The organism is Butyricimonas faecihominis, from assembly GCF_033096445.1.
Classification (GTDB): Bacteria; Bacteroidota; Bacteroidia; order Bacteroidales; family Marinifilaceae; genus Butyricimonas; species Butyricimonas faecihominis.
Map to the genome: position 1 here is coordinate 1,744,432 of NZ_AP028155.1, position 23,030 is coordinate 1,767,461.

The following is a 23,030-nucleotide window of genomic DNA, read 5'->3' on the forward strand; positions in this document are numbered from 1 at the left end:
TCACGGTTACTAGGCTGTTGGGCGCCTGTTAGGCGCCATCGCCCGATTGTCGCCCGATTGTCGCCCGATTATAGCCGCCATTTTAAGAGAGTTTAAGCAAATATAACACATTCCGAATTTAAAGCATAACAGCCAACAACAAAACTACTTACACAAAATCATAGCACATCACCTAATTACATCCCCGATAAATCGGTAGGATTAGGGTTTACTTATCGACAAACACGTAAACAAATAAATACCGGATTAGCCTGAAACAAATAGAATTTTCCCCTCTTTTTAAAGAATCAATAAACGAACGTTTTATTATATTGAAATGCTGACCATCAATAAAATGGAGAATGTCAATGTTCGATTTGCTTTCTATCTGATCGATAGAATATTAAAAAATAAGCAATATTGATTTGATTTAGTAAAAAATACCTATATTTGTGATGTTAATAAACGTTCATTTTTTGACACGAAGAACAAACTCCTATGGATAGTCAGAACACATTGCCAATCAATAAATTACTCGTTGCCGAAGACAACGAAAGTAATTTTCTTTTAGTCATGACTATTCTAAAAAGAGACTACCAAATCATTCATGCCCTCGACGGCTTGGAGGCCATTCAAAAATACCGGCAGTACAGCCCGGACGCCATCCTTATGGATCTTAAAATGCCAAACATGGATGGGTTGGAAGCCACCCGTGAAATCCGGAAGTTAAACACTTGTATCCCCATCATCGTCGTGAGCGCTTTCGCCTTCGACAGTGACAAGCAAGAGGCAAGCGCAGCCGGTTGCACAGACTATCTTACGAAACCAATCGACGCTCGTTTATTAAAAGAAACTCTAAAGAAATACCTTTCCTAAAAAGGAAACAAAATTCGCACGAAATAGATCTATTTTTCGATATACGAATCACAAAAATCAACGAATTACAATACAGAATAATTTCTACATTAGAAACAATCTATATAATACCAAGTTGATAATAAATCTCTTGTTTCTATTGATAAATTAATTATATTTGGAACGTTTTTTCATGCGATTGAAATTAAATCATCGGGAAAAGATAAAAACTATAAGAATGTGTGCTTCTCATTCAAGAAAAAATAGAGTAATTAATACAGGTATTGAATGCAAACGTTATCGGACCATATCCTAGATATCGCCCAAAACTCGATACGAGCCCAAGCCTCTCGTGTTGAGATTGATCTGCAAGAGAATGCAACCGAAGATTCTCTTGTCATCACGATCAAAGATAACGGATGTGGCATGGACGAAGCCACCGTCGTCAAAGTGACCGATCCTTTTTTCACGAGTAGAACCGTGCGTAAAGTCGGGCTGGGCATTCCTCTATTCAAACAGAATGCAGAAGCAACAGGGGGAAACTTGAAAATAGAATCAAAAACGGGAGAAGGAACCATTATTGAGGCGAAATTCGGCCTTTCCCACTGGGACAGACCACCCATGGGTGATATTGCCGGAAGTATCGTCATTCTCGTATCGGCAAATCCCGAAATTGACTTTATTTACCGTCATTCGACGGAAAAAGGGGAATACACATTCGATACTAACGAAGTGAAAGAAATACTGGAGGGTGTACCTCTCAATGACCCGGAAATCGTTATGGCATTGAGACAAATGATCCGGGAAAACATAAAAGAGATTACACAAACAAGTTAAAACAAAATAACCTTAATCATTTTATATGGAAAAAATCAAATCACTCGCGGACCTCAAACGCATCAAAGAAAACGTGCAGACGAAGATTGATCTTCGGGAGAAAAGTGAACAGGTTGAAAGCCTGATCCAGATTAAAGTGGCTATGGCAACTTGCGGAATCGCCGCGGGTAGTAAGGACACCATGAACTACTTTATCGAAAATCTTGAGAAAAACGGGATTGCTGCCGTGGTTACACAAACGGGATGCATGGGGTACTGTTACGCGGAACCGACCGTGGAAATCACAAAACCGGGGAAAGACCCGATCGTGTTCGGACATGTAACGACCGAAAGAGCCGAAGAAATCATTCAGAAATACCTGAAGAATGACGAGCTCGTGGCCGACATCATTCCGGTAAATTTTGAAACAATCTAAAACAAAAAAGGACAGCTAGAACAACTAATCAAAACCTTGAATCTATGAGTTATAAAATGCATATCCTCGTTTGTGGTGGAACGGGATGTAGAGCATCTGCCAGTCACCAGATTATTACCAGACTGGAAGAATGTTTAAAAGAGAAAAACCTAGAAGACGAAGTTCAGGTCATCGCAACCGGTTGTTTCGGTTTCTGTGAAAAAGGACCGATCGTGAAAATCATGCCTGACAACACCTTCTACGTACAGGTTAAGCCGGATGACGCCGAGGAAATTGTAAACGAACATGTTATCAAAGGACGGAAAGTCGAAAGATTATTATATAAAGATCCGGAAAAGAAAGAAGCGGTAAGCGACTCTAAACACATGGGTTTCTACAAGAAACAACTGCGGATCGCTTTGCGTAACTGCGGATTCATCGACCCGGAAAATATTGAAGAATACATCGCACGTGAAGGATATTCCGCACTAGCGAAATGTATCACCGAGATGAAACCGGAAGAAGTGATCAACGAGATCAAATTATCCGGACTTCGCGGTCGTGGAGGCGGTGGATTCCCTACCGGCTTAAAATGGGAATTCGCGAGTAAATACCAAGCAGATCAGAAATACGTGGTTTGTAATGCCGACGAGGGAGACCCGGGAGCATTCATGGACCGTTCCATCATGGAAGGCGACCCGCATTCAGTGATTGAGGCCATGGCCATCTGCGGGTACAGTATCGGGGCAACCAAAGGGTTGGTTTACATCCGTGCCGAATACCCGCTTGCCATTCAACGCCTGAAAACAGCCATCCACCAAGCCGAAGAATTCGGTTTACTGGGTGAAAATATCTTCGGAACCGATTTTTCTTTCAATATCGAACTACGCTACGGGGCTGGAGCTTTCGTTTGCGGCGAGGAAACAGCATTGATCCACTCCATGGAAGGACACCGCGGAGAACCCACGATGAAACCCCCCTTTCCGGCAGAATCAGGTTACCTGAATCGCCCGACCAACGTGAACAACGTGGAAACCCTAGCTAATATCCCGGCTATCATCATGAAGGGGGCTAACTGGTTCAACAAAATCGGAACCGAACGCTCCAAGGGAACCAAGGTATTCGCCCTTGCCGGAAAAATCAATAACGTGGGCCTGATCGAGGTTCCCATGGGAACTACCCTTCGTGAAGTAATTTACGAGATCGGTGGCGGTATCAAGAACGGTAAAAAATTCAAAGCGGTGCAAACCGGGGGACCTTCCGGCGGTTGCTTGACCGAGAAACACTTGGATGTACCGATCGATTTCGATAACCTTCTGGCATCCGGTTCCATGATGGGTTCCGGTGGTATGATCGTGATGGACGAGGACGACTGTATGGTATCCGTTGCCAAATTCTATCTCGAATTCACGGTGGAAGAATCCTGCGGTAAATGTACACCTTGTCGTATCGGTAATAAACGCCTGCACGACATTCTGGAAAAAATCACCCAAGGTAAGGGAACCATGGAAGACCTGGATATGTTGAAAAACCTGAGTCGCGTGATCAAAGATACCGCTCTTTGTGGTTTAGGACAAACTTCCCCTAACCCGATATTGTCAACGATAGACAACTTCTACGACGAGTACCTAGCGCATATCAAGGACAAGAAGTGTCCGGCAGGGAAATGTAAAGCATTACTGATGTACCACATTGATCCGGAACTCTGTATCGGATGCGGACTCTGCGCCCGCAACTGCCCGGTAGACGCTATCGTCGGAGAACGTAAAGAACCGCATTTCATCAACACGGCAAAATGTATCAAGTGTGGAGCTTGTATGGAGAAATGTAAGTTCAAAGCAGTAAGCACGAGATAATTTAAAATTTAGAATTTAAAATTTAGAATTGCTTCGGCAGTTGAGGAAGTTTTTATTATGAACGAGAATATTACACTAAAAATAGATAACCGAGAGATCAGCGTTCCCAAGGGAACCACGATTCTTGAAGCAGCCCGGGACATGGGTATCGACATACCTACCCTTTGCTACATGAACCTGAAGGATTTGTGCATCAAAAACGCCCCGGCATCCTGCCGTCTCTGCGTGGTTGAGGTTGAAGGCAGGAAGAACCTGGCTCCCTCATGTGCCACTCGCTGCGAGAACGGTATGAATGTACACACGAACACGATTCGGGTACTGAACGCCCGCAGGACCGTGTTGGAACTCATGTTGTCCGACCACCCGTCAGACTGTCTGGTGTGCGCCAAATCCGGTAATTGCGAATTGCAATCCGTAGCCATCAAACTGGGTATCCGGGAAATTCCTTTCGAGGGAGAGAAAACAGAATTCAGAGTTGACCTGTCCCCTTCTATCCGCCGGGATGCCACGAAATGTATTTATTGCCGTCGTTGCGAAATGATGTGTAATGAAGTGCAGACTGTGGGTGCGTTGAGTGCCATTAACCGGGGATTCAGCTCTGTCGTAATGCCCGCGTTCGACCAGTCATTGCAGGATTCCGAATGTACTTTCTGCGGACAGTGCGTTGCCGTATGTCCCGTGGGAGCCTTGACGGAACTGGATCACACGAACCGCCTGATCAAAGATTTAGCCGATCCAGACAAGACCGTGATCGTGCAAACCGCCCCGGCCGTTCGTGCCGCCTTGGGTGAAGAGTTCGCTCTTCCGGCAGGTACTTCCGTTACCGGGAAAATGGTGGCCGCTTTACGCAAACTGGGTTTTGCCAAGGTATTCGACACCGACTTCGCAGCCGACTTGACCATCATGGAGGAAGGCACCGAATTACTGGGTCGTTTGGGAGCATTCCTGAATGGTGACAAATCGGTGAAATTACCGATCATCACCTCTTGCTGCCCGGGTTGGGTGAATTTCTTCGAGAAACAATTCCCGGACTTACTGGATATGCCGTCAAGCGCCCGTTCTCCACAACAGATGTTCGGGTCAATCGCCAAGACATATTGGGCAGAGAAAATGGGTATCAAACGTGAAAACCTCATCGTGGTATCCGTGATGCCTTGTCTGGCCAAAAAATTCGAGTGCGAAAGAGACGAGTTCAAGACCAACGGGGACCCGGATGTAAATTACTCCATCTCCACCCGTGAGTTGGCCGCGTTGATCAAACAGACCAATATCAATTTCATGCAACTGGAAGACGAAGACTTCGACGCACCGCTGGGAGAATCCACGGGTGCTGCCGTGATCTTTGGGGCAACCGGAGGCGTGATGGAAGCCGCCTTACGTACGGCTTACGAAATCCACACGGGTAAAACCTTGGATAACGTGAACTTTGAAGGTGTCAGAGGTATCGAGAATCTGAAAGAAGCCACGATCGATGTCGACGGATTCGAATTGAAAGTAGCCGTGGCACACGGTTTAGGAAATGCCCGCAAGCTCATGAACGAAATCAGAGCCGGCAAATCCAAATACCATGCTATCGAGATTATGGCCTGCCCCGGTGGATGTATCGGTGGTGGAGGTCAGCCCTTGCACCATGGAGATTCTTCTTTGTTGAAAGCACGTACACGGGCTCTCTACACGGAAGACAGCGAAAAATCGCTCCGGAAATCCCACCAGAACCCGTACATCATCTCGTTGTACGAAGAGTTCTTGGGCAAACCCATGAGCGAAAGAGCCCATCATTTGCTGCATACGTGCTACTTTAACAGAGGAAAAGAGATTATTGAACAATAATATTCGAAGTTATCATTATGACACAAATAACATTAGCGAAGTGCAAAGTTGACCAACTGGTAAAACTGTGTGAAGAATTCGGGAACCAACCGGGAGAGTTAATTAACATCTTGCACAAAGCACAAGGCTTGATCGGCTACCTGCCCAGAGAGGTGCAGGAAGTGATCGCCCGTCAACTAGATATACCCGTATCCAAAGTGTACGGGGTAGTAACCTTCTATTCTTTCTTTTCAATGACCCCGAAAGGGGAACACCCGATCTCCGTGTGCATGGGAACCGCTTGCTACGTTCGGGGTGCAGAGAAAGTTCTGGACGAATTCAAACGTATCCTAAAGGTAAATGTCGGAGAGACCACCCCAGACGGGAAGTTCTCTTTAACCAGCTTACGATGCGTGGGAGCCTGCGGACTTGCCCCAGTTGTACTGATCGGTGAAAAAGTTTACGGACGGGTTACCCCCGGAGAAGTGGAGAAAATTCTAAAGGAATTTGAATAAGAAACATAAAAGGCGGTCGATTGACCGCCTTTTATGTTAGTTACAAGTTACAAGTTAACAGGTTACAAGTTCATACGATACCAACCTGTAACTTGCTAACCTGTAACCTGCAACTGATCTTGTCCCAGACAAAATCACTTTATCGGAATTGTGAAATTAAAGTTTGAACCGACACCTTCTTCAGAGGTAAACCACAAGCGCCCGTGATTTTTGCTCACGAAATCTTTGCATAATAACAGGCCCAAGCCGGAGCCTTCCTCGCTATCCGTACCGAAGGTCGTGAAATGCGTGGCCTCATTTAACAGTTTCCCTTGATCTTCTTTCTTGATCCCACATCCTTTATCTGACACGGTGACAAGTACTTCTTTACCATTCCCCTCCCCTGTCGCGTTCTCGTTGGTTATATCTTGCACCTTCACGTGTACCATAACGACGGTATCTTTATGACTGAATTTAATCGCATTCGAAATCAAGTTACGCACGACAGATTTTATCATCTCGATGTCAATGATGACATTGACGAACTCGATCTCGGAATTCAATTCTAACGAAATCGACTTACTTTGAGCGATCGGCTTAAACACCTCGATAACCCCGTCAACCAACCCGACCATATCTATCGGTTGCGGAACATTGGACAACTTACCCAACTGGCTCTTGGTCCATTTCAACAGATTATCCAGCAAAGAAAATACTTCCTCTGCCGTTTTATTGGTCATTTCCAACATCTCGAACACGTCCCCCGGAACGGTTTGCTGATCGATGCTCATCATAATCGTGTTACACAACATCTTGATGGAGGCCATCGGGGATCGCAAATCATGAGCAATCACGGAATAAAGTTTATCCCTACCGGCTATTGTCTTTCTCAATTCCTCGGTCTGACGTAAAATAATCCGTCTGGCATCCACCAAAGAAAGTTGATGCTCCACCCGGATCAACAACTCTTCCCGACGAAAAGGTTTCGATATAAAATCATTCGCACCGAGTTGAAAACCTTTCACGACACTTGCCGAATCGTTCAAAGCAGTCAAAAATATAATTGGAATTTCAGCCTGTTCCGGCTCCACCTTCAAGCGTCCTGCCACCTCAAACCCGTCCATATCGGGCATCATAACATCCAACAAAATCAAATCCGGATGTTCACTTTTCACTTTTTCCAAAGCTTCCGTCCCGTTCATTGCGTACACGATACCAAACCCTTCTCGCCCAAGTAAAGCCTTCAACAGCAACACATTCGACTGAACATCATCCACCACTAATATCTTATATTCAGCAGGATTTATTTTCATACACTTTATTTTTTAATTAACGCACGTAAACGCTACCACAAATGTACAAACTATAATTTATTTTCGAGACATCTTTCAATCATTGTTTTCAACTTTTCAGCCTCTAACGGTTTGGACATATATTCGTTACATCCGGCAGCAAGAGCCATTTCACGATCCGTTTCAAAAGCAAAGGCCGTGGTAGCTATAATTGGAATAGTCGGATTCAATTCCCGGATAATTCCAGCCGCGGACAGGCCATCCAATCCCGGCATCCGAACATCCATTAAAATTAAATCCGGTTTATGTGATTCGTATTTTGTCACCACATCAATCCCGTCATTCGCTCTTAGCACGGAATATCTCTCTTCCAGTATAGCCTTGACCAACTCGTAGTTACAATCCATATCTTCCGCTACCAATATCAACGGTTTATTCTGTTCCCCTGCAACCGGTAACGTACCATTATAAGGTATCGAGAAATAAAAACAAGACCCAACACCAAGCTCGGATTCTACCCAGATTTTTCCACCCATTTTGTCCAAAATGGATTTACAGATAGACAATCCTAACCCGAAACCCTGTTTCAACAAATCCAGTTTTTCAAAACGCCCGAATACATTATTCAATTTTTCTACCGGAATTCCGCTTCCGGTATCCCGCACGTACCCTTCCATCATATTCCCCTTCAGCTTGTACCCGAGAGTGATCGAACCTTTCTCGGTATATTTTATAGCATTGGAAATCAAATTTGAGTAGAGTTGTCTCAAACGGTGAGAATCGGAAACAATCGTTAGAGATACCGCGGGTCGCTCGAAAATCACCTTCACGTCATTCTTGATCCGCATCTGATGCATTTGCCGCAACTCTTCGCACAACTCGTCCATCTGTATGTTCTCATCTATGAATTCCATTTTACCGGATTCGATGCGGGATAAATCAAGAATATCATTAATCAGATGCAGTAATAAATTACTGTTCGCCTTGACAATATCCAAATATTCTTCCCGTTCACATTCGCCTTCCGTGTGAGCAATCACCTCGGAAAAACCGACAATGGCGTTCAAAGGTGTCCGAATTTCGTGACTAACATTGGCCAAAAAGGCCGATTTCAAACGATCCGATTCTTCCGCCCGTTGCTTGGCCTCGATTAAAGCCTGTTCATCATCCCTTCTTTTTTGAATATCAGCAATAAAACCCAGAACTTTCGTAACTTTTCCTCGTTCATCAAATTCCTGAGCCACCCCTTTTAAATCCACCCATTTATACTCCCCGGTATTTAACAAATCCAATCGGAGTTCCAAGCCAATCTTGCACGACTCACCCGCCAAAAGATTATTATAAATAGCCTCGAAAATTCCCCGGTCATCCGGATAAATACTGGCAACAAAAGTTGCTATACTAAAAAAGTCATCCTGAAATTCTTTTCGATCAACGCCATACGCCTTGAATAATTCATCCCCGATTTCGATTTTCCCGCTAGCAATATCCGCGTACCAAGGGAAAACGTTACCGGCCTCTAACATTAACGATAACCTAGCCACGTTATCCGTCAAGAATCTTTCTGTTCGTTTCACGGTCACATTTTCACACAAATCACCTTCATTCGCCCTCATGCTCTCCCCGTTCTTTGCTTGTTGGGAAATCTCTTCTTTCAATTTCCCGACTTTTCCTTGCAGCTCATGACACAAATTTTCTTGCGCTAACAACTTTCTAACGAGTTCTTCTCTCGTAAGGCTTTCATATACACCCATTCTATATTTCGATTAAAATCGACGAAATGTACAAAAAAAATGAATATTTTTCACATTTATACCAACAAAAATAATGCTATTTTGTAACAATATTGTATCTTTGTACTGTTAAAAGAAGGTGATATATGAGTAAAAGCATTCTGATTGTGGATGATAAACCTGAAATAGCGAAAGTTATCACGATCCAACTATCTAGGGATTACAACGTGCATTCGGAAGGAAATCCGATTGAAGCTCTTGCATGGATGCATGCAGGAAATATTCCCGATTTGATCATATCGGATGTAAACATGCCGGAAATGGACGGACGAACATTCCTTAAACAGCTAAAAGCAAGTTCCACGTTCAATTTTATTCCCGTTATTATCTTGTCCAGCTTGGAGAGTAGTAACGACCGGATTGAATTGTTGGAAGCCGGAGCTTCGGACTTCGTGCTAAAACCTTTTAACCCGCAGGAACTAAAGATCCGAGTCCGTAATTTATTGCGTTAAAGATATGTACGCGTATTACATCGGGGAAAACACAGACTGGATAAATAGGATATCACATTGTCTGGAGTGTCAAGTTATTACTTTCAATAACCCGATTAAAACGATTTTGTGCATCAATGAACAATCGAAGAAAGATATATCACCCACCTATATCTTTATCGAATCATACAATAAAAAAAGGGATTTACAATGGTTGGAGGCTATCGAGCAAAGTAATCTGAAAAACACGTATTTATTATTGCTTTCGGAAAAAGTATCAAAAGAAGATATTGCAGACTATCTTCGTTCCGGTGCCAGTGAAATCATCAATATCGACACGGCCCCAGAAGATTTACAAACGACTTTGGCTTTCCTGCCCAAAATAAAGCGACACTCGACAGTTCATGTTCAAAATAATCCCCGGAGATTCAAGCTCCCTTGGTGGAAAAGAACATTTGATATTCTCTTTTCCGGGACAGCTATCGTTTGCCTCTCCCCGCTTCTGATTGTAACGGCACTTGCCATCCGGATCGAAAGTAAAGGTCCTATTATATATAAATCCAAACGAGTCGGAAGTAATTACGACATATTTGATTTTCTCAAATTCCGTTCCATGTACGTGGACGCAGACAAACGCCTGAAGGAATTCGAAGCATTGAATCAATACCGGGAAGAAACACAAGACCAACAGGCTCATACTGAAACTTCCCCAACCTCCAATCAATCCAACGAGACACTTCTCGTGGCCGATGATTTCATCACGACAGAAAAACAATTATTAAAAAACAGACGGAAACAACAGAAAAATGCTTTCGTCAAATTCGAAAACGATCCCCGAATTACCAAAGTCGGACGTATCATCCGCAAATATAGCATCGATGAACTTCCACAACTGGTCAATATACTGAAAGGAGATATGTCCATCGTCGGTAACCGCCCCCTCCCCTTATACGAAGCTGAGCTACTGACCACAGACGAATACATCGAGCGTTTCATGGCACCCGCCGGACTTACCGGTTTATGGCAAGTAGAAAAAAGAGGTGACCAAGGAGCCCTTTCCGCAGAAGAAAGAAAACAACTAGATATAAAATATGCCCGCAACTTTTCGTTCGGGAATGATATAAAGATTATTTGCAAAACATTCACGGCGTTTGTGCAAAAAGAGAATGTGTGATTAAAACAATATTTTAAAATATGGGTGCTAAATATATTATTATAGCCTGTTTATTATGTGCTGATTTTGTTTGCTTTGCTCAAGAGAAACAGAAAAGGGATTCTATTCCTCCTTATGAAAGTTTCGTTCCGCAAACATTAACGACCAATGAATATATTAACTATCAATTACCTCCACTGGACTCTCTTTTTGAAGGAGCTAAAACAAATCCCCGGCTGAAAGCAATTGGTGCATCTATCGAGGCTGCCCGTAATGACCTAAAGGCAACCAAACGAGATTGGTTACAATACTTTTCTGTACGGGCTGGGTACACATATGGAATTCTCGGAACATACACTGATCAAGAAACCCAATATACCCCTCTAACGACCGTATATTCCGGAGCAACTCAAAATAGCTGGTCCGTAGGAGCCAATATTATCATTCCTTTCAACAGACTCTTTAGCCATCGGGTAAACGTGAAAAAACAAAAAGAACTTGTCAAGAACGCAGAGTACACGCAACAGATCAAATTCGATGAAATCAAAAACGAAATTATTGAGTTGTATTGCAACATTCAATACCAATTGAAATTACTAAAGCTAGCGACAGAGTCCATCACCTTGTATAACGCAGAATACCAGGTAGCGGAGCTTGACTATATCAATAACAAAAACAACAAGGATAGGTCGCTAAGTGACTTAAAACATTCACAGAAAGTGGCAAAAATTGAATATGAGAAAATCATAAATGAATTAAACATCATGTTCTTAAAGCTTGAACTCATCAGTAATATTCATTTTAGAAACAAATAGTTATGAAATATATTACCTACTTTATCAAGTTCTTCTATCGCATTCGATTCTGGTTGATCATAGCACCGATCATCGTTGCCTCTCTCGTCTACTGGAAAACCAATAATTCCCCCCGCGATTACACGACCACTTGCTCCATATATACCGGAATTATCACAGGAGTTAATATCTTATCCGAAAGCGGGGTTACCACGACATCTTATACCCAAGGTAGTATGATGGATAACCTGTTAAATATCATCACTGCGGATCAAACCTTAAAACAGGTTTCATTACGCCTGTATGCTCGCATTATGGTATACGGTGATCCCCATAAAGACAACATCTATACAAAAGCCAGTAATTATAGAAATCTCTACAATCACGGAATACCTATTCATAATTTGATAGACAAGAAATCTGATAATGATTCGATTAACGAGCAACGTACCTACGAAAAGTTACTTGCTTATGAAACAAACGATCCGACAAACTATGTCTACGGCATATATCAATGGAACCTCCCTTATGTGAATCGGGAAGCCTTGAAAAAAATATATGTCAAACGCCTCGGTAATAGCGATGTGCTTGAAGTTTCATACACGACAAATGATCCCGGTATCGCATATCAAACAGTACTGATTTTGATTGATGAATTTAATAAACAATATCAAGAGCTACGTTTCGGCGAAACTAATAATGTCATCAAACATTTCCGCCACGAACTGGATAGTATTGGGAAAGAACTCAAGATTTCAGAAGATTCCCTTACCAAATACCGAGTAGAAAAACAAGTGATCAATTATGACGAAGAGACAAAGCATGTGGCAGCTTTGAATCGGGATTACGAATTACAATACTGGGAAACACTAAATAATTATAATTCAACTGATAGTTTAAAACGGGAACTCGAAAAAAGGATGCAGTTATACACGGAAATTATTCAAAACAATAATTCGTTTATCCTTTTAAATAGCAAAATCAGCGAGATCAATGAAAAGTTGGCCATGGCAAAATACTACACGAGTGATGCTGTTTCGAAAGTAACCATTGATTCTCTCCAGCAGGAATTAGACAAAAACGAGACGGCTTTAACTGAAGCCGTTCATAAAATAGGGTATCTGAAATATAGTAAAGAGGGCATTTCCAACGAGAACATGATCGAAGAGTGGTTGAAACAAGTTCTCGCCTATAAAAAGGCTCAAGCAGAACTAATCGTTTTAAATAAACGAAAGATTCACATGGCTCAAAAATACATTCATTTTGCCCCAATCGGTTCGACCCTAACACGTAAAGAACGTATGGTAAACATCAATGAAAGAAGATATTTAGCGATTCTTGATGCCTTGAATACAGCTTTATTAAAACAGAAGAGTATTCAAATGAATTCTGCCAGTTTGAAACTAATGAACGCCCCCTACTACCCCTTAGTTCCCTCCGCACTTGGTAAACACAAATTACTAACAATCGGAGCTTATCTGGCAACATTAATATTCACAATATTTTTCTTCTTGATTATTGAGATACTGGATCATACATTACACTCTCTCTTCAAAGCCGAGCAATTGACCGGATGTAAGGTTCTGGGAGCTTTCACCCGGCAATTATCTCTTGCAGCCAGAAGATATAATAAAGTTTACACCACGCTTTCCGCACAAAACTTGTGCAATTCCGCAACGACTTATTTTAAGCCTGATCAAAGTAATATTATAAATTTAATCAGTAACGAACCCGGAGAGGGAAAGAGCTATATCATGGAGCAAATGGCTCAACAATTTATGGAACGAGGATATGACGTAACACAATTGTCCTGGCAAAATGAACCACAGACAGATGCTCAAGCTTTTATTCAATCCTTGAACATGGATGACCCGGATGATTTGGAAAAGAACAGCTTAAAGGAAAAAATCGTTATCGTAGAGTATCCTTCACTAAAAGAAGCCGCATTAACAGCCAATATCTTACAAAATGTCAGCCTAAATTTACAAGTTGTAGATTCTAGACGTACATGGAAAAATACAGATCAACAACGATTTGAACGGACAAAAGAAATGTGTCATAAAGCACCCCTGTTCTTGGTATTAAATTACACGAAACGAGATGCAGCGGAAGACGTGAACGGTTTAATGCCACCTTACTCGTTTTTACGCAAATTATTGTATCAACTTTCACAATTAGGACTAACTGCAAACGACAAGACAACACAAATCTCTAAAGATAAACCGTAAAGTAATGATTAAAAATGGCTCGTCCTATATTACAGCGATCGCATTTTTCATCGGTCTGAGTGCTATATACCTATTAACACTAAAGGGAGGAATTATCCCGGCCCTCCTTTTTGCCTGTTTACCGGCAATAGCCATGGTTACAGCCAAATTTTGCCAGAAACAGTATTACTTTTACGTCTTTTTTGTCATAAACTACGTCATCACTGGAATTGACCGATATATTCCATTGAAATTCGGAATGATTATGCTCGGTTTAACTTTAGGGATCGGATGTCTTCTTCTTTTAAAAAACATCTTCCAAGTTTATGAATGGAAACGTAGCTTTAATGCGCTAACCGCTTTATGGGGTATATGGTTCTTTTATTGTTTATTTGAACTTTTCAACCCGTTAGCGGTAGCTGACGCATGGTTTATCGCCATAAATGGATATGCTCTTTTCCCGTTGATAAGTGCTATAATTATACCCGTCCTCTTTACTCAATTCAAACATTTTCATTGGCTATTAGTCCTGTGGGCTATCTTATCCATATTGGCAGCCTTAAAAGGATATTGGCAAAAAAGTCATGGATTTGACTCTGCCGAATTATACTGGTTGTTTGTAGAAGGCGGGGCAAGAACCCATATTATCCATTACGGGGTCCGTTACTTTTCCTTCCTGTCGGATGCGGCAAACTTTGGAATCACAATGGGACTTTCGCTAGTCGTATTCGGGATTTCAGGCTTTTTCGTTAAAACACGTTGGATAAAATATCTATTTTGGCTTACTGCCCTTGTCTCTACCTACGGATTATTAATCTCCGGAACCCGTAGTGCCATTGCTGTTCCTTTAGTCGGGTTATGTGCATACGCAGTACTATGTCGAAGTTTCAAGAATCTATTCATTGCCGGAGGAATATTGATAGTCATTATCTTATTTCTCACCCAAACCAATATAGGCAATAGTAACTCCATCATCCGCAGGATGCGTTCCGCCTTCAATAAAGAAGATGCCTCTTTTAAGGTCAGAGGGATCAACAAGGAAAAAATGATTCCTCTAATGAGGGATAAGCCTTTCGGGGTCGGATTGGGACTAAGCGGGGGACGCATGGAACGTTTTGCTATAAATAGTAAATTATCCGAATTACCCCCGGACTCCCTACTTACGATGTATTGGCTGGAGACAGGAATCGTGGGATTATCTCTCTATCTTTCTTTACTGGTCCTCATTTTTATACGAGCTTCCTATATTGCCATGTTTATCATCAAAGATAAACAATTGAAGAATATTCTATTTTCCATTATAGCTGGTCTGGCTGGTGTATTTGTTGCGGCCTATGCCAATGACATCACGACTTACCCGAACGGTATCCTCATTTGTATTCTATTTGTATTCCTATTCATTGCACCCTATTACGATAAAGAGTTAACACAGAATGAGCCAACAACCTGATATATCCATTATTACTATTAATTATAACGGTTTAGAAGAAACTTGTCAACTAATAGAATCTCTACAACAATACCCACAAGATTGTTCGTACGAGCTTATTGTTGTCGATAATGGTTCTATTCAGAATGAAGCGTTACTTCTTCAAAAAAAATATCCGGAAGTTCACGTCATTCGCAGTGAACAAAATATAGGTTTTTCGGGAGGAAATAATTTGGGGATTCAGACTGCCAAAGGGAAAGGGATATTCTTGCTAAATAATGATACATTGGTAACGGCCAACGATCTAAAGTATCTATACGAAAGATTGTATAGCTCCCCGGTAATAGGTGCCGTAAGTCCAAAAATCAAGTTTGCTTTTCCACCCCAACACATACAATTCGCTGGATTCACTCCTTTAAGCAAATACACGTTACGTAATCGAACTATCGGATATAACGAAACGGATGAAGGACAATTCGACATACCACAAGAAACGAGTTATTTACATGGAGCCGCTATGATGATAAAACGAGAAGTCATCGAACAGGTCGGGAGGATGCCGGAAATCTATTTTCTCTATTATGAAGAAATGGACTGGTGTACACAAATGTCAAGACAAGGATATCAGTTATGGTACGAACCTCGTTGCACCATATTCCACAAAGAAAGTCGCAGCACCGGTCAAGATTCTCCTTTAAAAACATATTACCTCACCCGGAATCGCCTGTTATACGCTTGGCGCAACCGACAAGGAAGGACACTCTATATATCTATACTATATCAGCTTTTAATGGCCAATCCTAAAAATATAACGATGCATCTATTACATGGCAGGTTATTACAAGTGGAAGCCATTTTCAAAGGATGCAGGGATTTTTTTCTATTAAAACATAAAAGAGAAAACATATGAATATTCAGGAAGCACTATACATATTCGAGTATATCTGTTGGATTCTTGCAAGTGTTGCCGTTGCATACCCACTAATTTATTCTCTTGCCTCCCTAGGAACAAGAAAATCATATTACCCGACAGCCAATAAACAACATAAATTCGCCATCCTGTTCCCCGCTTATAAAGAGGATAGGGTTATCCTTCCGGTCGTGGAGTCTTTCCTACAACAACACTATCCACAAGAGCTGTACAAAGTAATTGTCATCTCGGATCATATGCAAGAAACCACAAACGAACGGTTGGCTCAACTCCCGATCACGCTACTCAAAGCAAACTATGAAAATAGTTCAAAAGCGAAAGCCCTGAATTTCGCCATGGACCACTTCGAACGGGATGAATTTGATGCCGTTGTTATCCTGGATGCCGATAATATTGTTGATACAAATTTTTTATTAGAAATTAATAAAGTCTTTGATGCCGGAGTGCAGGCTATCCAAGCCCACCGAACTGCAAAAAACCGAAACACGGACATTGCGGTTCTTGATGGTCTTAGTGAAGAAGTTAACAACTCCATTTTCCGACGTGGACATGTAAGACTAGGCATATCCTCCGCCCTAATAGGTTCGGGAATGATATTCAACTATCAATGGTTCCATGACAACGTAAAACACCTCGTCACCACAGGGGAAGATAAAGAATTAGAAGTTTTATTACTCAAACAGAGAATATTTATTGAATTTCTGGACGAAGTGTACGTATACGATGAAAAGACACAAGGAGAAAAAGGATTTTATAACCAACGCCGCCGTTGGTTGGCAACACAATTCGCTCAATGGGGACGAGTTTTCAAAGATCTTCCCCAAGCAATCTTGTCCGGGAATATTGATTACAGTGATAAACTGATCCAATGGGTGTTACCACCTCGTCTTATCCTATTCGGAGGTATCATCGTAATGGGAAGTATTATGCAAATCATTGATTGGCCGCTTGCCTTGAAATGGTGGGCTTTATTTCTTATCATGGGAGTCACGTTGTGTCTCGCCATACCGGACAAACTAGTGGATGATCGGTTCAAAAAATCAATCAACAAACTACCCTTGTTATTTATCATGATGGTAGTCAATTTATTCCGGATGAAGGGAATGAATAAAAAGTTCGTGAACACGGAAAAGAATGGTTCCTCAACTTTATAAAAATGAACCCTATGAAAATAGCCATTGAAGCACAACGTATCTTTCGCACGAATAAGCACGGAATGGATTTTGTCGCTCTCGAAACAATCCGGGAATTACAAAAGCTGGATCATATCCATGAATATTATATACTGGTTGCCCCCGGAGAGGATCATTGTCTGGAAGAATCAGCCAACTTCCATATTATAGAAATAAAATGTCCGACTTATCCTCTATGGGAACAGGTTGCCTTACCACTAGCCATTCGCAAGATAAAACCGGATATAGTGCATTGCACAAGCAATACGGCTCCATTATTCTGTCCGGCACCACTAATCCTCACGTTACATGATATTATATTTTTAGAGAAACGAGCACACAATAATAAGTCCATGTACCAAAACATGGGATGGTACTATCGTCGTTTTGTTGTTCCCCGGATACTGAAAAAGTGTAAACAGATTATTACCGTGTCTCAATTTGAATGTAACCGAATTCGGGAAACATTACACCTGCCGGAAGAACAAATTATCGCCACTCACAATGGTTTCAGCCAGCGTTTCCATCCGCTAGAATCGGTTTATGACACCACGAAAAAATATATCCCGTCCAAAGAATATTTATTTTTCTTGGGAAATACCGATCCTAAAAAAAATACAACACGCACATTAAAAGCGTATAGCGTGTATGTACAACAATCTGCCCACCCATTACCCCTGTTGATTGCAGACCTGAAAGAAGAAGTCATCCATCAAATATTAAAACAAGAGGGTATCGAAAACATTAAAAATATGCTCTATTCTCCGGGCTATATCACCCATTCTGATTTGCCCGCCATATATAATGGTGCCCGGACTTTTCTCTACACTTCCCTACGGGAAAGTTTTGGAATTCCTCTTTTGGAAGCCATGGCATGTGGCACTCCGGTCATTACTTCTAACACCTCTGCCATTCCGGAAATCGCAGGAGACGGAGCGATATTGGTTAGTCCGCTAGACGTTAATGCCATCGCCAAGGAATTGCTCAGACTGGAAACAGACGTTCCCTACCGGAATCAACAAATTGCATACGGCTTGGAAAGAAGTAAGCAATTCTCTTGGCAACACACGGCAGAACAATTACTGAAAATATATGAATCTATACACTAAAAAAGAAGATTATGAATGATTATATTTCTATTATCAGCTCGTTGATTATATTTCTATTTCCATACTTGGGACGCAAATGGTTTAATCCTCAACTATTAAGTTCAACGGTGGTCAGTCTCGGATTACTGGGAACTTTTGGAGGTATCATGTACGGCCTGTGGGTTTTTAGTGTCGAGCAAATCGACTCATCTATTCCGCAATTATTGGAAGGATTAAAAACAGCCTTTTTAACTTCTATCGCAGGTATGTTAGCCTCATTAATCCTCAAACTTGTACCCGGCTTTTACGGGATCAGAAAAGAAGAGAAACAGGAAGAAGAAATCACAGACAAACAGTTATTCCAAGTACTTGAAAGTATCGAGAAAAATACACAACCGACGACCTCTCTAGCATTGGTTCAAGAGATTAAATCTTCAAACGAACAACTCAAAAATAATTTTCAATCCCTGAACGACAATCTACAAAACATGGTTGCCAGAGAGTTGCATTTCAACACGGAAGCGCTGGCTAGTTCTCTCCAAACAGTTATATCCAATTTAGACAATAGGATTTCAGAACAAATTAATCAAACCATTTTAAAGATATACGATATACTGGAACAACAATTACAGCATATCATACATTCCCAAGAATTTAACCAAACAATACAGGAACAACTTCAAGACACTCTTTCTAAATTACAAGAAACAATACAGAACATCGAAACCTTCTTGGGAAAATCCAATAATCTAAACATGAAACAAAATCATGTTTTCATGGAGCAAGTGACCTCATTCGGTGAGTTTATCAAAGGCTCGGAACAACAAATGAGTTCTCAATTAAACCGTATGGAAGAAAAGTATGAAAGGGAATTAACCGAACTGGAGAAGTTTACCAAGACGTTAATGACGATTATCAAGAAATTATCACAAGACCACGATACGCTGTACAAAAAAACAAATGACGTGGAATGAACATCTAATTGTGTATTATGAGAATATTTAAATCATCGAAAGAAGAAAACCAATGGATGTCAATCTCAGACTTGATGTCTGTACTTATGATGATCTTTCTTTTCATTTCTATCGTGTATATGAGAAGTGTGAATCTCGAAAAAAATAAAATAACTTCCATTGCCCAAACCTATGAAACCACACAGGTTGAAATCACGAACGATTTAAAAAAGGAATTTACAAAGAATCTGCAAATCTGGAATGCCGTATTGGATTCCTTAACGCTTTCCATCCGTTTTGAAAATCCCGAAATCTTATTTAATGTTGGAAGTGCCGAGTTAAACGATCATTTCAAAAGTATTCTGGATAGTTTTTTTCCCCGATTCATACAGATTCTAACCGATCCCAAATACAAGAACGATATTGAAGAGATTCGTATAGAAGGCCACACGTCCAGCGAATGGGCCGGAGAATCCTCACCCTATCAAGCTTATTTCAACAATATGGAACTTTCACAGGACAGGACTCGCAAAGTGTTAGAGTATATCCTTTCGCAGATAAAAGATGAACAACTACTCCACTGGACTAAAAGTAAACTTACCGCCAACGGTTTATCTTCCAGTCATCTAATCTATAATCCAAATCAAACAGAAAACAAAGAACGTTCCCGACGAGTTGAATTCAAAATAAAAACAAATGCAGAACAACAAATCATTAGAATTTTAGAGCAAAGCAAGTAACAAAATAATTCTATTTTGAAAATCTTTATCAAGAATCAATAACGTAAATTACTTATTACCATGTCATTTACAAAAAGAATATTATATTTTTTCATAAAAAAAAGTTCGGAAAAATCACACCGGATTTATTACAAACAAAAAAACAATTACTATATCAACCAATACATTCAGTGTACCCAAAAGAAAAGTCCATCAAAAATTCGAAAAGAAACACATGAACTATGGAAATATTGGAAAATATACCCAATACAATATTTCCGCTATAATATGTATCGCTCAGATTGCCCTCTAAGCATATCAGAAATGAAAAATTATATTCCAGATTACTTTGCTTATTATCTGCTCTATCCGAAATCTTTCAAAGAAAGGAATATTCTTTGCGAAGACAAATTTCTCTTCTACACAATCTGTCAAGGTTTAAGAATAAATCAACCAAAAACAATTCTCTATACTAGAAATAACTCATTTCTAAATGATCAGCAAAACATTATAACTTTACAAGAAACATTAGAAATTATTCAAAATATACCAGACAAAAAACTTTTTATAAAACCAAGATTCGGAGTTGGAGGCACTGGTATTCACGTATTAAATAAGACAAATCCTAATACTTTTATTGATAAACAAAAAAACGTTATAGTAGATCTTGAATACATAAAAGAAATCGTTAAACAAGATTATATCATTCAGGCCGGGTTAACACAACATACCATTATAAATGAAATATACCCATTTTCAATAAATACATTTAGAATTGTAACTGAATGTATTGATAACTCTAAAATAAAAATTTTATTCGCACTATTAAGAATGGGACATGGAGGAATGGAAATTGATAACGCAACTTCAGGTGGTCTTTACACAAAAGTAAATCCAAACACCGGAGAACTCTATAAATATGCCCTAACAAATAATCAGGAAAAGTTTCTAGCACACCCTTATACTAATTTCAAATTTGAAGGATTCCATATTCCATTCTGGGACAAGATTGTAGAATTCACGTTAAAGCTCGCTTTCAAATTTTGCGATATAAAATATATTGGTTGGGACATCGCCTATACCGAAGACGGTCCAGTTGTCATCGAAGCAAACAATGGGCCTGATATAAGTATTTTACAAGATTTCTATGGAGGTCTTAAAAATCATTTTAAAATAAATTCTCCCACAGACTTTTGGTATTCAGAAAACTATGGAATTAAAGATCTATAAAAACACATCAAATGTTTGATAAATTAAAAACTGTTATAAAAAGAAATACTCAAATTAAGAGGCTTATCATGTGGTCAATCTCCCCTGCGAATAATCCCCGGCCTCGTCTCTGGGTTAAATGGTTCATTAATCCCTTCGTACACAAAAAAGGAAAAGGGGCTATCATCCGCCGAAGAAAATCACGTATCGACGTGTTCCCGTGGAATCAGTTCTCTATTGGTAATAACACGATTATCGAAGATTTTACAACAATAAATAACGGAGCGGGCAATATCATTATCGGTGATAATGCCCGTGTCGGGATCGGCTCTGTCATTATAGGTCCCGTATATCTAGGCAATAAAGTAGGCTTAGGACAACATGTCTTTATTTCCGGTTTCAATCATGGATATGAAGATGGAGAACGGGATTCTAACGAACAGGCTTTAGTAAAAAAAGAAGTTATCATTGATGATGAGTCCCATATCGGGGCCAACTCAGTCATCGTTGCAGGAGTTCATATCGGTAAAAGATGCCAAATTGGAGCAGGAAGCGTTGTTACCAAAAATATTCCCGATTATTCTGTTGCCGTAGGCAATCCTGCGAAAATTATCAAACGATACAATTTTCAAAACAAAACATGGGAACGGACACAAGAATTAGTTCCCCTTGTCAATAATAATAGTAACCATATTTAGAATATAATGAACTCATTTAAAGTCAGCGTGATTATTCCTGTATACAACACAGAGTTATACATAAAACAAACCGTTGAATCAATACAAAAACAGACATTATATGACATTGAAATCATTATCATAAATGATGGTTCCACAGACAATAGTCTTTCTCTACTCTTGGAACTATCAAAACAAGACCATAGAATAAAAATATTCTCTCAAGAAAATCAAGGTTTATCCATATCCCGCAACACCGGACTAGAAAAAGCATCTGGAGAATTTGTTTATTTCATGGACAGTGATGACCTTTTGGAAAAAGATGCACTGGAAATATGTTATCAGAAATGTATTGCCGAAAAATTAGATTTTGTCTTTTTCGATGCAGAAAGTTTCTATGCTGAAAATACATGTCCAAGAAACTACCAATATCAACGCAATTTGCAAATATCCGATAACGTTTGGCAAGGGACAGAATTGTTAAAGATACAGGATCAAACAGGTAATTTCCGGACATCTGCTTGTCTTAGTTTTTCCAGTTCAAGTTTCCTGAAAAAAAATAATATTCGGTTTTATCCCCACATTATTCATGAAGATGAATTATACACGGCTCTGTTATATTTAAATGCTACACGAGTAAAATATATTCAACGAACTTTTTTCAAAAGACGAGTAAGAAAAAACTCTATCACCACCCGTCCATTTTCAATGAAGAATATTCAAGGATACTTTACCGTGGCAAATGAATTAAAAAACTACACGTATTTACAGGCCGAAGTAAGAGAAATCATTCATAATCACTTATCTAAAATGCTCAACGCTGCCATACGAAATGCTTTTAGACTACCCGCAAAACAACGTCTTTACATTGCGAAATGCGCCCTAATAGACTACTCCAAATATGTGAATTGCAAAACAATTTGCGTGTTACTTTTCAAATCTCTACTAAAAAGATAAT

General features: G+C 40.3%; 21 protein-coding genes. 19 read left to right on the top strand and 2 right to left on the bottom strand.

The annotated features are described in order from the left end of the window. Positions 1 to 477 precede the first annotated feature (477 nt). From R8806_RS07290 to R8806_RS07315, 6 genes are all read left to right on the top strand, one after another. A complete protein-coding gene (locus R8806_RS07290) occupies positions 478 to 855 on the top strand; it encodes a response regulator (protein WP_124315992.1) in 378 nt (125 codons plus the stop codon). 267 nt (positions 856 to 1,122) lie between these two features. Then, the gene (locus R8806_RS07295; protein WP_124315993.1) at positions 1,123 to 1,671 is read left to right on the top strand and encodes an ATP-binding protein; all 549 of its coding nucleotides are present in this window, start codon (positions 1,123 to 1,125) and stop codon (positions 1,669 to 1,671) included. 25 nt (positions 1,672 to 1,696) lie between these two features. Then, positions 1,697 to 2,086 carry a (2Fe-2S) ferredoxin domain-containing protein gene (locus R8806_RS07300; RefSeq protein WP_087422371.1) on the top strand — a complete coding sequence of 130 codons (390 nt, stop codon included), beginning with the start codon at positions 1,697 to 1,699 and terminating at the stop codon, positions 2,084 to 2,086. Between the two features lie 44 nt (positions 2,087 to 2,130). Then, the gene (locus R8806_RS07305) at positions 2,131 to 3,921 is read left to right on the top strand and encodes an NADH-quinone oxidoreductase subunit NuoF (RefSeq protein ID WP_124315994.1); all 1,791 of its coding nucleotides are present in this window, start codon (positions 2,131 to 2,133) and stop codon (positions 3,919 to 3,921) included. A gap of 57 nt (positions 3,922 to 3,978) precedes the next feature. Then, positions 3,979 to 5,751 carry an NADH-dependent [FeFe] hydrogenase, group A6 gene (locus R8806_RS07310; RefSeq protein ID WP_221230338.1) on the top strand — a complete coding sequence of 591 codons (1,773 nt, stop codon included), beginning with the start codon at positions 3,979 to 3,981 and terminating at the stop codon, positions 5,749 to 5,751. A gap of 17 nt (positions 5,752 to 5,768) precedes the next feature. Then, positions 5,769 to 6,245, top strand: coding sequence for an NADH-quinone oxidoreductase subunit NuoE family protein (locus R8806_RS07315; protein WP_087422374.1), 477 nt, complete (start codon positions 5,769 to 5,771; stop codon positions 6,243 to 6,245). A 134-nt stretch (positions 6,246 to 6,379) separates the two neighbouring features. Here R8806_RS07315 and R8806_RS07320 read toward each other — a convergent pair whose 3' ends face one another. Together R8806_RS07320 and R8806_RS07325 are read right to left on the bottom strand one after the other, a co-directional pair. After that, positions 6,380 to 7,537 (bottom strand): hybrid sensor histidine kinase/response regulator, encoded by a 1,158-nt coding sequence (locus R8806_RS07320; protein ID WP_124315996.1) that lies wholly within the window; start codon positions 7,535 to 7,537, stop codon positions 6,380 to 6,382. Positions 7,538 to 7,587: 50 nt separating this feature from the next. Further along, a complete protein-coding gene (locus tag R8806_RS07325; RefSeq protein ID WP_124315997.1) occupies positions 7,588 to 9,270 on the bottom strand; it encodes a hybrid sensor histidine kinase/response regulator in 1,683 nt (560 codons plus the stop codon). A 125-nt stretch (positions 9,271 to 9,395) separates the two neighbouring features. On the opposite strand from R8806_RS07325, the gene R8806_RS07330 reads away from it, so the two are divergent. The 13 genes from R8806_RS07330 (at position 9,396) to R8806_RS07390 (ending at position 23,029) form a co-directional block, all read left to right on the top strand. Then, positions 9,396 to 9,761, top strand: a complete 366-nt coding sequence (locus R8806_RS07330; RefSeq protein WP_124315998.1) for a response regulator transcription factor — start codon at positions 9,396 to 9,398, stop codon at positions 9,759 to 9,761. A 4-nt stretch (positions 9,762 to 9,765) separates the two neighbouring features. After that, entirely contained in the window at positions 9,766 to 10,914 is a 1,149-nt protein-coding gene (locus tag R8806_RS07335) for a sugar transferase (protein ID WP_124315999.1), read from the top strand. 20 nt (positions 10,915 to 10,934) lie between these two features. Then, positions 10,935 to 11,708, top strand: a complete 774-nt coding sequence (locus R8806_RS07340) for a TolC family protein (RefSeq protein WP_124316000.1) — start codon at positions 10,935 to 10,937, stop codon at positions 11,706 to 11,708. Positions 11,709 to 11,710: 2 nt separating this feature from the next. After that, positions 11,711 to 13,915 carry a GumC domain-containing protein gene (locus tag R8806_RS07345; RefSeq protein WP_124316001.1) on the top strand — a complete coding sequence of 735 codons (2,205 nt, stop codon included), beginning with the start codon at positions 11,711 to 11,713 and terminating at the stop codon, positions 13,913 to 13,915. A gap of 4 nt (positions 13,916 to 13,919) precedes the next feature. Further along, positions 13,920 to 15,344 (top strand): O-antigen ligase family protein, encoded by a 1,425-nt coding sequence (locus R8806_RS07350; RefSeq protein WP_124316002.1) that lies wholly within the window; start codon positions 13,920 to 13,922, stop codon positions 15,342 to 15,344. Beyond that, positions 15,328 to 16,233, top strand: a complete 906-nt coding sequence (locus R8806_RS07355) for a glycosyltransferase family 2 protein (RefSeq protein ID WP_124316003.1) — start codon at positions 15,328 to 15,330, stop codon at positions 16,231 to 16,233. Before R8806_RS07350 ends, R8806_RS07355 begins: the two co-directional genes overlap by 17 nt. Further along, positions 16,230 to 17,408, top strand: coding sequence for a glycosyltransferase family 2 protein (locus R8806_RS07360; protein WP_124316004.1), 1,179 nt, complete (start codon positions 16,230 to 16,232; stop codon positions 17,406 to 17,408). Before R8806_RS07355 ends, R8806_RS07360 begins: the two co-directional genes overlap by 4 nt. Before the next feature lie 11 nt (positions 17,409 to 17,419). Beyond that, positions 17,420 to 18,535 (top strand): glycosyltransferase family 4 protein, encoded by a 1,116-nt coding sequence (locus R8806_RS07365; RefSeq protein WP_124316005.1) that lies wholly within the window; start codon positions 17,420 to 17,422, stop codon positions 18,533 to 18,535. 11 nt (positions 18,536 to 18,546) lie between these two features. Then, positions 18,547 to 19,488, top strand: a complete 942-nt coding sequence (locus R8806_RS07370) for a hypothetical protein (protein ID WP_124316006.1) — start codon at positions 18,547 to 18,549, stop codon at positions 19,486 to 19,488. 17 nt (positions 19,489 to 19,505) lie between these two features. Continuing rightward, a complete protein-coding gene (locus R8806_RS07375; RefSeq protein WP_124316007.1) occupies positions 19,506 to 20,207 on the top strand; it encodes an OmpA/MotB family protein in 702 nt (233 codons plus the stop codon). Positions 20,208 to 20,510: 303 nt separating this feature from the next. Further along, complete coding sequence (locus R8806_RS07380) at positions 20,511 to 21,416, top strand: sugar-transfer associated ATP-grasp domain-containing protein (RefSeq protein ID WP_167513944.1); 906 nt, start codon at positions 20,511 to 20,513, stop codon at positions 21,414 to 21,416. 11 nt (positions 21,417 to 21,427) lie between these two features. Further along, positions 21,428 to 22,093, top strand: coding sequence for an acyltransferase (locus tag R8806_RS07385; protein WP_124317488.1), 666 nt, complete (start codon positions 21,428 to 21,430; stop codon positions 22,091 to 22,093). 6 nt (positions 22,094 to 22,099) lie between these two features. After that, the gene (locus R8806_RS07390; RefSeq protein WP_124317489.1) at positions 22,100 to 23,029 is read left to right on the top strand and encodes a glycosyltransferase family 2 protein; all 930 of its coding nucleotides are present in this window, start codon (positions 22,100 to 22,102) and stop codon (positions 23,027 to 23,029) included. Position 23,030: the final 1 nt, after the last annotated feature.

Excerpts from the sequence above, each read along its gene's own strand:
- R8806_RS07295 (WP_124315993.1), top strand. The coding sequence starts at position 1,123 with ATGCAAACGTTATCGGACCATATCCTAGATATCGCCCAAAACTCGATA.
- R8806_RS07365 (WP_124316005.1), top strand. The coding sequence starts at position 17,420 with ATGAAAATAGCCATTGAAGCACAACGTATCTTTCGCACGAATAAGCAC.
- R8806_RS07290 (WP_124315992.1), top strand. The coding sequence starts at position 478 with ATGGATAGTCAGAACACATTGCCAATCAATAAATTACTCGTTGCCGAA.
- R8806_RS07330 (WP_124315998.1), top strand. The coding sequence starts at position 9,396 with ATGAGTAAAAGCATTCTGATTGTGGATGATAAACCTGAAATAGCGAAA.
- R8806_RS07335 (WP_124315999.1), top strand. The coding sequence starts at position 9,766 with ATGTACGCGTATTACATCGGGGAAAACACAGACTGGATAAATAGGATA.
- R8806_RS07320 (WP_124315996.1), bottom strand. The coding sequence starts at position 7,537 with ATGAAAATAAATCCTGCTGAATATAAGATATTAGTGGTGGATGATGTT.
- R8806_RS07345 (WP_124316001.1), top strand. The coding sequence starts at position 11,711 with ATGAAATATATTACCTACTTTATCAAGTTCTTCTATCGCATTCGATTC.
- R8806_RS07310 (WP_221230338.1), top strand. The coding sequence starts at position 3,979 with ATGAACGAGAATATTACACTAAAAATAGATAACCGAGAGATCAGCGTT.
- R8806_RS07370 (WP_124316006.1), top strand. The coding sequence starts at position 18,547 with ATGAATGATTATATTTCTATTATCAGCTCGTTGATTATATTTCTATTT.
- R8806_RS07375 (WP_124316007.1), top strand. The coding sequence starts at position 19,506 with ATGAGAATATTTAAATCATCGAAAGAAGAAAACCAATGGATGTCAATC.
- R8806_RS07340 (WP_124316000.1), top strand. The coding sequence starts at position 10,935 with ATGGGTGCTAAATATATTATTATAGCCTGTTTATTATGTGCTGATTTT.
- R8806_RS07380 (WP_167513944.1), top strand. The coding sequence starts at position 20,511 with ATGAAAAATTATATTCCAGATTACTTTGCTTATTATCTGCTCTATCCG.
- R8806_RS07305 (WP_124315994.1), top strand. The coding sequence starts at position 2,131 with ATGAGTTATAAAATGCATATCCTCGTTTGTGGTGGAACGGGATGTAGA.
- R8806_RS07300 (WP_087422371.1), top strand. The coding sequence starts at position 1,697 with ATGGAAAAAATCAAATCACTCGCGGACCTCAAACGCATCAAAGAAAAC.
- R8806_RS07355 (WP_124316003.1), top strand. The coding sequence starts at position 15,328 with ATGAGCCAACAACCTGATATATCCATTATTACTATTAATTATAACGGT.
- R8806_RS07315 (WP_087422374.1), top strand. The coding sequence starts at position 5,769 with ATGACACAAATAACATTAGCGAAGTGCAAAGTTGACCAACTGGTAAAA.
- R8806_RS07325 (WP_124315997.1), bottom strand. The coding sequence starts at position 9,270 with ATGGGTGTATATGAAAGCCTTACGAGAGAAGAACTCGTTAGAAAGTTG.
- R8806_RS07390 (WP_124317489.1), top strand. The coding sequence starts at position 22,100 with ATGAACTCATTTAAAGTCAGCGTGATTATTCCTGTATACAACACAGAG.
- R8806_RS07350 (WP_124316002.1), top strand. The coding sequence starts at position 13,920 with ATGATTAAAAATGGCTCGTCCTATATTACAGCGATCGCATTTTTCATC.
- R8806_RS07385 (WP_124317488.1), top strand. The coding sequence starts at position 21,428 with ATGTTTGATAAATTAAAAACTGTTATAAAAAGAAATACTCAAATTAAG.
- R8806_RS07360 (WP_124316004.1), top strand. The coding sequence starts at position 16,230 with ATGAATATTCAGGAAGCACTATACATATTCGAGTATATCTGTTGGATT.